Here is an 11,885-nt window from a genome sequence, read left to right as displayed (position 1 = left end):
GCCCGGTAGCTCGTCAGGCTCATAACCTGAAGGCCGCAGGTTCAAATCCTGCCCCCGCAACCAAACATCGTTGTTTCTGTTGAGAAAACTCCAGATCAACTAAAATCTACCCACAATCTACACATGCCAAAATGCCCGAAAAAGCCACGGTCGCGCAGGCAATGTGCCGACCGCCTACCTTTCCCTTTCGCCCTTTCCGAATAGGGCCATTTCCCTTCACTCCCTTCCCTTGGTCCCCTTGCCTTCAAACCCTTTCCACTACGCTTTTCCGCATGGCCCAATCCGGAAGCGGGATGGTTGTGTCGGCAAGAGAAAGATGACCGCGCCCGTTTCCTATTGCGCCCGTTCCGACCAGTCCTCATGTCCGTGGCGGATGCGGACAATCAGAATGTCATCATTTGCATCGACCACATAAACGATGAGATGCGCCTTGTACGGATGAATGCGCACGGGAGGTACGATCTCGCTTCGCTCGCGGGCCATGCGAGGATTGGCGGCCAGAAGCTCGAACAGGGATTTGAGTTCCTGATGATAGGATTCAGCCTGCGCGTGCCCGAACAGGCGTGCACCCTCGACATAGAGGCGCACGATGTCTTCATCGGCTTCACGGGAGAGCCGATATGTCACCGGCTTGCGCTTTCCTTTTCGGCCAGCATGCGGGCGTCGGCGAGGATTTCGTCCATGCTGCGATCGCTTATGCCGCTCGCCAGACCTTCATCGACAAAGCGCTGCATCGCAGCGATCTTGTCGCTGCGCTCTTGGTCCCTGCGGATAAGATCGCGAACGTAATCGCTCGCATTGGAATAGCGGCCCGTCCTGGCCTGTGCCTCGACCCATTCCTTCATTGGATCGGGAAGGGAAACATTCATTGTCGCCATATCAGCCTCCATGACGGCATCCTAGCAATCATGACGAAGAATGGCAATTATTGTCATTGCGTCGAGGGAAGCGGTGGCGTCCAGCGCTTGGCAGCGCATGTGTCGGCTGCCGCAGGCGTGAACGCTGCGGTTCAGAGCTGAATGGGTGCTGTAACAGCCGGCTTCTTGCACGATTCGGAGCGGCTTTCCGGCTCGACCGAAGACTGACGTGGCGCAGCCCGTCTATTCTGGTACAGGTTTTATAGAATCAGTTCGGGATTCATCCCGCCCGGCGGACTCGCGCTGGTCGTTCCATTTCTTCCGGTCGATCGCCCTACCAAGTCGGGCATAGGCTTGCCGCAGGAGAGCATCGTCGACCGTAAACGAGGCCCGTTCTTCGCATGGGAGCGACTTGCGGTACTGCTCCAGCTCGGCCGTGCGAACCTCATGGGTGTGTTCGCAGTCTTCGGGAATTGGCGAAGAGACGCCGAAGTGCTCAAGATGCCGTCTGGCGCGCTCCGGGAGGAGCAGACGATAAGCATTGCTCACCTGTCGGACCTGCGGGCCGTGTCCCTCGTTGCCCGTCGGCTCGTAGCGCCTGATCCAGGCGAGGAAGCCATGCCGGCGCAGGTTCGTGAGCGCCCGCACGATGGCGTCGCGCGATCTCTTTAGCCGGCGCATCATCGTTTCGATCGACGGTTCCAACCGGCCGGTTTTGTAATCGACGACGCTGACGAGGTATTCCATAACCTCGATCGCAACAGAACCGAGCGGCCCGTTGCGCCGGCCCGGCCGCCGCTCGATCCGCTCGTAGCGCTTTGCCGCAAGCAGGATGCGCTGCACCTCCTGCCAGTTCGTTCGTCTCCAGAAGATGGCTTCGCAATAGCCGCGCCGGTAACTGTTTCCTCTGACAGGCACGCGCGAGCGTTGCCCGTCCAGCACTCTTCCGAGCACCGTCCCGATCTGTTCGAACATGGGGCTCCACCCCTCCCGTTGGGGTGGGCGCGGCCGGACAGCGGGCGAGGCATGGTCGAGACAAGGCTTCGCCCGTCCCACAAGAGGCAGCTCTTGCAGGCTCGTGAACGCCGGCTGTTTCGGAAGTGGCGTCGAGCCTCCCGAAAGCCTGCGTTATCGACTGACCCGAAACCTCCCTTCGTCGGCACGAGGAGAGGTTTTCCATACGCTCACCGCTGTTTCAGCGAACTAGCGTCCCGCAAGGCGCGGGCGAGCTTTTCCAAGCCGATGAACAGGGTGCGGACGGTGTGATGACCGCTGCCGCTGGGACGGGAATGGCGATGCCGCCGCCACGCCGTGGGCGCGCCTGCGTTACCGCAGGAACGACGACAAGCGACAGCGTTCCGGCAAAAACCGGAAACCGATGGAGGAAGGACGCCCCGAGGCAAATGCCGGGGGCTATGAGCAAGATGCCGGCATCCGGTTTGACGGAGACCCGGCTGGGACAAATATGGCTCCACCCTGTGGCAGGGCGACACGCTCGAGGGGAGCGGAGCGCGTCCGGGATGGCCGGCTGGTACGGCCTTGCAGCAGGGATATGCACCTGCGGGCGCGACCGTCTGCTGCGCCGGTCTTAAAAAAATCCACCCGAAGGTCAGTGCGGGATCATCATAGCAAACCGTCGCCCTGCCTTCATCACGAAACGCGATGGAACGTGCCGAATCCATCACCTTCCAGAGCGATATAGTCAGGGCCAGAGCGGCTTGTGCAGCGGCGAACTCGCCTTTTTTACGCACCGGATTTTTGCGCGTCGGATGCCGAGGAGGCGAATCGGCGCGGGTGCAATCTTGGTGGCGGCCGGGCAGCTTCACGGCTCCGAACACACGGGATCGCTGCACGTTTTTCGTGCATGGCGGATGCTTCACCGCCCGAGATAGACGGCGGTGATCTGGATGCGCTCGTGGCCCAGCTCCCGGCTGATCTGCTGGCGGGTCTCGGTGTCGAGAAGGCGCTGCTCCAGTGTCAGCACGTCTTTGCCGGGGCCACCTGCGGCCGGCGCTTTCCAGCCGGTCAGTGCCTCGTAGCGGGATTGCGCATAGGCATGCCGCAGCCCATGCATGTTGCTGAGGCCGGCGGCCTTGCACTGGCCGTCATAGAGATGGCGCTGCTGGATGTAGGTCAGGTGCGCCGGGATCAGCGAGCCGGAGCCGGCAAGGGTATAGGCCTCAGCGAGCACGGCGCGTTGTTCGGCGGTGGTGATCGGAACCGTCCGCTCGCGTCCGCCCTTTGTCCAGGAGCCCTTCAGCGCGATATGATCGCCCTTGTCGGCGTAGGCAGGCTGGAACTTGATCGCCTCCTCCCGCCGCAGGCCGAACGCTTGCTGCAAGCGAAGGCTTATGCGGACATGTGAATCGGCGACACGCTCCAGACGGTCGCCGAGATCGGTCGCCCTGCTCGCATTGGTGACGAACTGGCGCTGCGTAATGCCGAGCTTTGCGTTGTCGGCGGGAATGACGCCGGCCTTGCCGACCTTCTCCGCCCACCAGCGCAGATGCGACATGCGGTTCTTGATCGTTCCGGCTGATAGGTGCTCACCCTCCCAGCGCTCCAGCAGCGCATCGACGTGCTTTCCCTTCAGCGACGAGGCACGCATGTTGCGAAACCCGGCCTGCTTCAGCTGCCGGGCGATAGTCGCCAGCGACCCCATCCGCTGCGCCTGGGTCATGGCCCCGCCATCCTTGTTGCGGCGGCAGAGCTGCTTCAGCTCGTATGTCAAATCGTCCATGCTTCATCCTCCGAACGAAATCGTCATCGAACCCCAGCAAGCGGGTATCTGCGGTGGTCTCTCTTCAGTTTTCGAGCGGGTGCATTGGTCAGTGTTCATGCCATCGCCGCATGAAGCGGGATGCCCCGAAGGGCCGAGGGGCCGGGTGCGCTCGATCACCTGTTGCCTCGAATGAGGCGTCCGTCCTCCTTCCTGTGGGAAGGCCAGGCGGAAGGGGCGCGGGGACAAAGCCGCGCTGGGACGATCGAGACGCGAGGGTCGGAAAAAGCCGCACGTCATGGCGAGTGCTGGGTTGGCGTGCTGCCGCAGCATGACGAGAGGCGCTAAAAGTTGCTGTTCTGATGCATTGGAGAATCTCCTGTGAGACGGGGATGGACGATGACGGCTGCCGCAGCACGGCACGCCAAAGGGCAGCGACGAGATTGCCGCAGCAGGCTCGAAGCTGGTGGAGACGACGCAGCGGCGCATGGACGCTGCCGCAGGCGATCACGATGAATGGAGGAAGGAATATTGCTGCAGCACCGATAAGACACGCAGCAAAAACGCCCGCTTTTGCAGCAGGGTGCTGGAAAGATGCGGCCGATAGCGGCTGCGACAGGATCAGGCTCCACCCTGTTGGCAGGGACGACACGCGCGAGGGAGCCGGAGCGCGTCTGGGAATGGCCGATTGGCTACGGCCTTGCAGCAGAGATATGCTTGCCGAGCACGACCGCTTGCTGTGCCGGTCTCCGGTGTTCATACCCGCCGGAAGGTCAGTGCAGGATCAAGCTACCACACCCATCGTCATGAGCCCATCATTTAATTGGATCAGCTTCCGTGCCTTGTCTTTGCGGCAGTTGCCCGCGTCGTCACTGCGGAACTCAGTGACGACGCCAGATGTTTGACGTGTTGGGAGATATATGTAGATGCTCTATGTCAGCAGTTGGCTATCACTTTCAAGCGCATGGCGTCCAAGGCGTATTCCTTCCGAGCGGAGCAGGGCTGGCGGCCATTTCACTGGGAAATTGAGTTTCCTGAAGTGTTTAGCCGGGAAAACCCTGGATTTGATGCGATCATTGGAAACCCTCCGTTCGCTGGAAAGAACACGATCTCCGCTGCGTCCGGACCGCGCTATCTGTCATGGCTGCAACAAGTGCATACTGGCGCGCATGGAAATGCCGATCTCGTCGCTCATTTCTTCCGACGTGCCTTCCACCTAGTGCGCGAAGGAGGCGCCTTTGGGCTAATCGCCACTAACACGATTGGGCAAGGCGACACGCGCGCGACCGGATTGGCGACCATCCTTAGTCACCGCGGTAACATCTTCCGTGCAACCAAGCGTTATCAGTGGCCGAATGAGGGGGCGGCCGTTGTTGTATCGATCGTTCATGTCGGCAAAGGTGTTAAGGCCCGCTCACCAGTTCTGGATGGGCGACAGGTGGACCGCATTTCTGCGTACCTCGTAGCGGGGGATTTCGATGACGCGCCGACAAGGCTGATTGGGAACGCCGGAAAGGCGTTCCAAGGCTCCATCCTGCTCGGCGTGGGCTTCACCTTCGATGATTTAGCCGCCAATAAGGGTGAAGCAGAATCGTTGGATAAGATGCTTTCTCTGATCGAAAACGACCCGACCAATCAACAGCGGATATTCCCTCTCATAGGTGGAGAGGAGATAACAACTTCTCCGGTGCACGAACATCACCGATATGCGATCGACTTTTTTGATAGGCCGTTGAGACGGAATGCAAGTTTTCAGTCATGGTCTAGTTGGAGCGATGAACGCCGAACGAAAGCTTTACGGGAAGGAGTGGTGCCAGTCGATTACCCAGGAGAAGTCGCGGAAGATTGGCCAGACCTTATTGAAATTGTTAGGCGAAGGGTAAAACCTATCCGCGACCCTCAAGCTCGCGATGCTCTTCGAGACCGCTGGTGGCAGTACGCTGAAAAGAGACCTGGCTTGTATCGCAGGATATCGGGCTTGCCTCGTGTGTTAGCCAATTCGAGCAAGGCCACACCTCATCACGCATTCGCGTTTTTACCAAGCGGGATGATATACTCACAAAACTTAAACGTGTTTGCCTTTGAAGCATCAGCCGCATTCTGTGTCATGCAGTCACGCTTACACGAATTATGGGCGCGCTATTTTGGGACTACTTTGGAAGATAGGTTAACTTACGTTAAAGATGATTGTTTCGAGACCTTCCCTTTCTCGGAAGGCTACGAGTCAGACGAAACGCTGGAGCAAATCGGCCAAGCCTACCACGATCACCGCGCCGCCCTGATGATCGAGGCCGACGAGGGCATGACCAAGACCTACAACCGCTTCCATAAGGAGAGCGAGTGCGGCGCGGCCATCGCCCACTTGCGCGAACTGCATGATGAAATGGACCGCGCCGTTCTTCACGCCTATGGCTGGGACGATCTAGCGGAGGAGGTGCAGCCGCAGTTCCTGACCGAGGAAACCGAGGACGACCATACCTATCAGGGCCGTTATTTCTGGCCGGCCGAGCAGCGCGACAAGGTTCTCTCACGCCTCTTAGCGCTCAATGCCGAACGTCATGCCGAGGAGGTCAGGCAGGGCATCGCGCCGAAGGGTTCCCCACGCGGCGGCGAGGCGGATGATGAGAATACTGATGATGACGGAGCGGGGCTGTTTGGCTGATGGAGATCATCAGCCACTTTCGCCGTTGCGATGGCATTCCAGGAAATAGAATTGCATGCTTGAAAACGAAATCATCCAGAGAATTGGCGCACTCAGCTCCGATCTCGTCGGCCGTTGGCCGAGCGATTTGCGGCAAGCCATCGCCACGAAATCCATCCTGTGCGATCCGGCTTTCTCCGAATGGTCAGAAGATCGGCACGCCTGTTTCTATGCGCCGTTCGATTGGATCAATGAGCGCGCCGACATCGTGCTGATCGGCATCACGCCAGGTATGCAGCAGGCTGAGGCCGCACTCCTAGCGTTGCAGGGCCAGCTCAAGAAGGGGAGCTCGATTGGGGCGGCGGCGAGCTCAGCCAAATTCGAGGCTTCATTCAAGGGCGAGATGCGCGACATCAGTGCTCGCCTCATGGACCATTTCGGCTTCCAGAGATTGTTTGGGCTCGCCACAACGGCGGAGCTTTTCAGTGCCGCCGCTGACAGAGTGCACTACACCTCGGTGCTCCGCTATCCCGTGCTTGAACGAAAAAATCCGGGTGCGCCTTGGAAGAACTATAGCGGCGACGCCAAGATCACGTCACGCCCGACCATGAAGGCGATGATCGACCGCTATCTGGTTTCGGAGTTGCGCGCACTGCCGGAAGCTTGGCTTGTGCCTTTTGGACCGGTTCCGACACTGGTCCTTGAAAATCTCGTTCAGCGTGGGGTCATCGACGGCAGGCGTGTGCTTGCCGGGTTGAACCACCCATCGGGGACGCACTGGAATCGCCACAACTGTCAGCTCGATCTGGTTGACCACAAAAACTGCGCTCTCAACGTGGGTTGCGACACGATACAAGAACGAAGCAGGCAACTGCGAAAAAAGGTCGCCTCGTTGATTTGACGACATGACTATATTTGCGAGTGGAAGATCGCAAGAAATTCTTGCAAATCAAATTATGCAAGATTATATGGGGCCAAGGAGAACCCCAATGACCACAACCATCGGCGCACGCATCAAATCGCTGCGAGAACAGCGAAGACTGTCACAGGAAGACCTGGCCGAGCAATTCGGTTTTAAGGATCGCCAGACGCTGTCGGCCATCGAGACCGGCGACCGAAAGGTCGCGGCGGACGAGCTGCTGCGTGCTGCGCAAATCTTCGACGTGTCCATCGACTATTTCACCGATCCGTTCATGCTGGCCGGAGAAGGCCGTTTTTCCTGGCGGCAGACCGGCATCGATGGCGACCGGCTCCGCGGCTACGAAGAGTCAGCCGGCCGTTTGATTGCGGCCTTCCGCACGCTTGCGCGCCAGACGGGCCGCAAGCCTCCGCTCATGCGGCCGGCGTTGAGCTTGTCGAGGCAGTCGAGCTTTGATGACGCGAGTGCAGCCGGCGAACGCTTCGCGGCGGAATTCGGACTCGGAGACGTGCCCGCGAGCCGTCTGGCGGATGTCATGGCTGAAAAGCTCGGCATTCTGGTCTTGATGGTCGACCCGATCGAGGGGGTTTCGGGGGCAGCCTGTCGCCTGCCCGAACTGGACGTCGTGCTTATCAATCGCAATGAGATCGCCGGACGCCGCCATTTCGATCTTGCGCACGAGCTCTTTCATATCCTGACATGGGACAAGATGCCGCCTGAGCACATTGAGGAGGTCATGCCGAAAAAACGAAGCCGCATCGAGCAGCTGGCCGACAATTTCGCGTCGGCGCTTCTGATGCCTGGAGCCGTGCTGGATCGGTTTGGCGAATGGGGAAGTTTGGCTGGAGAGGAATTGGTGGATCGCCTCAATGCGGTGGCGGACGAACTGTTAGTGACATCCCAGGCGCTGCGGTGGCGGCTCGTCGGCATGGGGCGTCTAAGCCGAGCGCAGAGTGACGCAATTTCCGACGACGGTCTTCGAAACAACGGGAGGGCAAAACCGGGGAGGACGGAAGCGCCCCCACTGTTCTCCAGGCCATTTGTCCAGATCGTTGCTGCCGCGTTGGACGAAGGCCAGACCTCGATACGCCGGATCGCCTCGATCCTTGATCTCGCTATTGACGATTTTGCGGAGCTTTTTGCATCACATGGCGTCGAAGCGCCTTACGAGTTGTGAGGCATCATGGCGCGACACCATGGTCCCGTCCTCGTCGATACTAACGTCGTCATTGAGTGCTGGCGCGTCGGCGCATGGAAAGCGCTCTGCGGGGGATACGGTGTGGAGACGGTCGGCACATGCTTTGTCGAGACTCAGACCGGCTTCCAAAAGCGCCGACCCGAGGAGCAGATTGACAATGATGTGCTGACGAAGACGCTTGCGGCGGTTCATGCCGTTCGTGATGCTGACCACGCCGAGGCTGTAACCAGAGACCCGTCCATCGCATACCTCGATGATGGCGAACGCGCGCTGTGGGCACATGCTATCAGCCGAAAAGACGCTTGGGTGTTGTGTGGTCCGGATAAGGCCAGTCTCCGGATCGGCATTCGCCTTGGCCTGCGGGATCGTCTGGTGTCGCTTGAGCGATTGCTCGGCGACGTCGGCTTCAGGCCCAAGCTGGACCTTAAGACTCCCTATACACAAAAGTGGCTGGAGCAGGCGTTGGCGCAACTTGCGCAGTTGGAGGGGAAATAATGTCGAGCAATACGACCACGACATCGTTGCAAGATGCGCTGAGCATCCTCCCTAAGCCAACAACGCCCGTCGAGGTTCGCGGCAGGTTGCTCGATCTCCTGCGACGCGATCTTGTCGGGCCGCATCCGGACCTCGATCCGGACCTGAAAGCGGAAATTATTTCCGGCACCAGTCCGTCGACCTGGTATCTGACCGGCTTCCTTGCGCCGCGACGCAAGGACGCGAAGGACAGGCGTGCGGAGAAGATTCTTGGGGAGGCGGTCGAAGAGGAGCAGGCAGAGGCGCAGCTCGATGCACTTCGCTCCAGCGAGGGCATGGAACAGGGAGCGCCGGGTCCTGGTAACGCTGCTGATGACGGCGCGAGTGAGCGCCCGCCGATGAGATCGTTCACGCCGTCATCAATCGGACTGACCGTCCTTCTACCACCCACAGTAACCAAGCTCGCGGCACGCGTCACCTGGGGGGACTATGTGACCGAGCCGCCACTTGAGGCAGTCGTGTTCATGCCTGACGAGCGCGAGAGAGCGCTGGCAGCGAAAGAGCAGGTGAAGGAGCCACCGAAAAATTCGCTGGACTGGCGCAGGATACCCCGTGAAGAGCGGTTGGAGATCGATCTTCGCGGCATCATGAATGGCGTGCCGCATCGCATCATCGTTCCAGAAAGCGCCGCGCCGCAAGTGCCGGGTGGCGGACTGGAGCTCGTTGTTACCGCTCGACCGGCACAAACCGCCGGCATCGATGGTGTTCGCGACGACGTGCTCTCTGTTTCGGTCTTTCTTGTTAACTCCCGTCCGGAGACGCTACGCCGTTTCGGTGATGTCGCGCTCTGCTTCCAAGCACGGCTGGAGCTCACGACGGCGGAAGGTTTCGCCGCGCGCGACGACCGTGCCTCCTATGATGCGGCCGATTTCGACGAGCGCCTTGCTGATCTTCACTATCGCGATGTCTATTCCTTCGCTGTCGGTCACAACACCTCAGCAGACTGGGTCGCTCCCGACGAAGAAGGCCGTGTCACCACGGTCTTCACCAATCCGATCCCCTGCCAGGAGGTCGAGAAGCTCGGAGCCGACATATCGCCGTCAGGTGTCGAACGCGGCATGGAGGCGCTTGAGGCTGCTGCCGCGGATGCCATTACGCTCAGGGCTGCACTGTCGAACCTGCCCGTCGAATATGCCAAATGGGCTTCGGAGCAGGATAAGAATATTGCAAGCATTTCCGGAGCGCGCAGACAGGACGTCGCACGTGAATGCTTGACGAACATTCGTGAAGCCTGCCGGCGGATCAAAGACGGTATTGCGAAGCTTCTGGATGATCCGGTGAGCCGTGAGGCTTTTCAGATCATGAACAAGGTGATGGCGCGTGCAAACCGCCAGCGCGGCGCCACTATCGATGGCAAGAAGCCTGCCGAGCAGAGAGCGCCGTCCTGGCGTCTGTTCCAGCTTGCCTTCATCCTTCTCAATCTCGAAGGTCTGGCTGATCCGACACATGAAGATCGCCCGATCGTCGACCTGCTCTTCTTTCCAACCGGTGGCGGTAAAACTGAGGCCTATCTCGGCCTTGCCGCCTTCGCAATTGCTCGACGCAGATTGAACAATCCAGGCCTTGAGGGGGCAGGTCTATCTGTCGTGATGCGCTACACTCTCCGGCTCCTGACGCTTGACCAGTTGCAGCGCGCGGCTGGTCTGGTCTGTGCGCTAGAATTAGAGCGCAAGGATTCCGGAAAATTGGGCAAGTGGCCGATCGAAATCGGCTTGTGGGTGGGCGGTGCAGCGACGCCGAACAGTCTGGGTGACGCAAAGAACAAGCACGAAGGCACTGCTGTCTATTGGGTTGAACAGCATCGCTCTCGTAATGGTCCCGCGCCGGCTCCGATGAAAAACTGCCCTTGGTGTGGCGAGCGTTTCGAGAAGACGAGCTTCAATCTCCATCCGACCTTGTCTAACCCGCAGCGCCTGGACATTCGTTGCCAAAACATCGACTGCGAGTTCAACGGGGAGGACCGACTGCCGATCGTCGTGGTCGATGACGAGATATACCGTCGCCTGCCGGCCTTCATGATCGCGACCGTTGATAAGTTCGCCAACGTTCCCTGGGAAGGCCGAGCCGGCGCGTTTTTCGGGAATGTAGATCGCGCCGATGCCACTGGATTCTACGGCGCTGCAGAGTCCGGCGGCACGAAGTTGTCGCAGGAACTTCGGCCGATAGACCTTATAATTCAGGACGAATTGCATCTCATTTCCGGCCCGCTTGGCACAATCGCCGGCCTCTACGAAACGGCTTTCGATCTCCTTGCCTCTCGAAACATCAATGAACGGCGCCGCGGTCCGAAGATCGTTGCTTCTACTGCGACCGTCCGGCGGGCTGAAACACAGATACGCAATCTCTTCGGTCGTTCAAAAACCGCGATCTTCCCGCCACCGGGCATCGGAAGAGATGATTCTTTCTTTGCGAAAGTGGATAATGAGACGCCGTCGCGTGTTTATGCCGGTATCGCATCTCCGGGACGAGGCCCGAAGCTGGTCTTCCTGCGTACCCTTCAGACAATCCTTGCCGGCTCGGCGGCCTTGTCGACAGGTGCGAAAGACGATCCCGCTGATCCCTATCTGACGGCTCTTTGCTATTTTAACGCGCTTCGCGAACTTGGCGGTGCGCGCCGTATCGTTGACGACGAAGTGCGGGCACATCTGACCAGCTATGGCAGTACGAGAGTCCGAAAGGAGCCCTCCGGCAGCCCCTTCGCCGACAGAACCTTGCGTGACATTCAAGAGCTGACTTCCCGGTACAGTACCGATCAGGTCTCGGAAGCGAGAACTAGGCTCGGCTATGACGTGCGAGAGAAGAACGCTGTCGACGTCGCGCTTGCGACCAATATGATCTCCGTCGGTCTCGACATCGGTCGTCTCGGGCTCATGGTGGTGCAAGGACAGCCGAAAACTGCTGCCGAGTATATCCAGGCGACGTCGCGCGTTGGTCGCGAGGCGAAGAAGCCAGGTCTAGGTCCTGTTGACAAAGTGGATTCCCAAATCAGCAGAAGCGTGATTCAAGACTGCTTTTTA

The 11,885-nt window shown here is 59.4% G+C and carries 9 protein-coding genes; 5 read left to right on the top strand and 4 right to left on the bottom strand.

Features of this window, described 5'->3' with window-relative positions; all coding sequences use genetic code 11:
- Window positions 1-333: 333 nt before the first annotated feature.
- The 4 genes from NNZ72_RS25025 to NNZ72_RS25010 all read right to left on the bottom strand — a co-directional run bounded on the left by NNZ72_RS25025 (window position 334) and on the right by NNZ72_RS25010 (window position 3,597).
- Entirely contained in the window at window positions 334-627 is a 294-nt protein-coding gene (locus NNZ72_RS25025) for a type II toxin-antitoxin system RelE/ParE family toxin (protein ID WP_257318401.1), read from the bottom strand.
- Window positions 624-878 (bottom strand): type II toxin-antitoxin system ParD family antitoxin, encoded by a 255-nt coding sequence (locus NNZ72_RS25020; protein ID WP_257318402.1) that lies wholly within the window; start codon window positions 876-878, stop codon window positions 624-626. Before NNZ72_RS25020 ends, NNZ72_RS25025 begins: the two co-directional genes overlap by 4 nt.
- 222 nt (window positions 879-1,100) lie before the next feature.
- Window positions 1,101-1,832, bottom strand: a complete 732-nt coding sequence (locus tag NNZ72_RS25015) for a helix-turn-helix domain-containing protein (RefSeq protein ID WP_257318399.1) — start codon at window positions 1,830-1,832, stop codon at window positions 1,101-1,103.
- A 901-nt stretch (window positions 1,833-2,733) separates the two neighbouring features.
- Window positions 2,734-3,597: a phage integrase N-terminal domain-containing protein gene (locus NNZ72_RS25010; protein WP_257318398.1), complete on the bottom strand. Its 864-nt coding sequence runs from the start codon at window positions 3,595-3,597 to the stop codon at window positions 2,734-2,736.
- 922 nt (window positions 3,598-4,519) lie between these two features.
- Between NNZ72_RS25010 and NNZ72_RS25005 the strand changes: the two genes are divergently transcribed.
- From NNZ72_RS25005 to drmA, 5 genes are all read left to right on the top strand, one after another.
- The gene (locus NNZ72_RS25005) at window positions 4,520-6,238 is read left to right on the top strand and encodes an Eco57I restriction-modification methylase domain-containing protein (RefSeq protein ID WP_257318397.1); all 1,719 of its coding nucleotides are present in this window, start codon (window positions 4,520-4,522) and stop codon (window positions 6,236-6,238) included.
- Between the two features lie 55 nt (window positions 6,239-6,293).
- Window positions 6,294-7,118: a hypothetical protein gene (locus tag NNZ72_RS25000; RefSeq protein ID WP_257318396.1), complete on the top strand. Its 825-nt coding sequence runs from the start codon at window positions 6,294-6,296 to the stop codon at window positions 7,116-7,118.
- An 88-nt stretch (window positions 7,119-7,206) separates the two neighbouring features.
- Entirely contained in the window at window positions 7,207-8,313 is a 1,107-nt protein-coding gene (locus NNZ72_RS24995; protein WP_257318395.1) for an XRE family transcriptional regulator, read from the top strand.
- Between the two features lie 6 nt (window positions 8,314-8,319).
- On the top strand, window positions 8,320-8,829 hold the full coding sequence (locus tag NNZ72_RS24990; RefSeq protein WP_257318394.1) for a hypothetical protein: 510 nt from the start codon (window positions 8,320-8,322) through the stop codon (window positions 8,827-8,829).
- Window positions 8,829-11,885, top strand: a 3,057-nt coding sequence (gene drmA, locus NNZ72_RS24985; protein WP_257318393.1) for a DISARM system helicase DrmA, incomplete at its 3' end; no start/stop codon positions are given. The genes NNZ72_RS24990 and drmA, both read left to right, overlap by 1 nt.

This window comes from Shinella pollutisoli (assembly GCF_024609765.1).
Lineage (GTDB): Bacteria > Pseudomonadota > Alphaproteobacteria > Rhizobiales > Rhizobiaceae > Shinella > Shinella pollutisoli.
The sequence above is the reverse complement of the archived record's forward strand: the minus strand, read 5'-3'. Positions and strand labels throughout refer to the sequence as shown.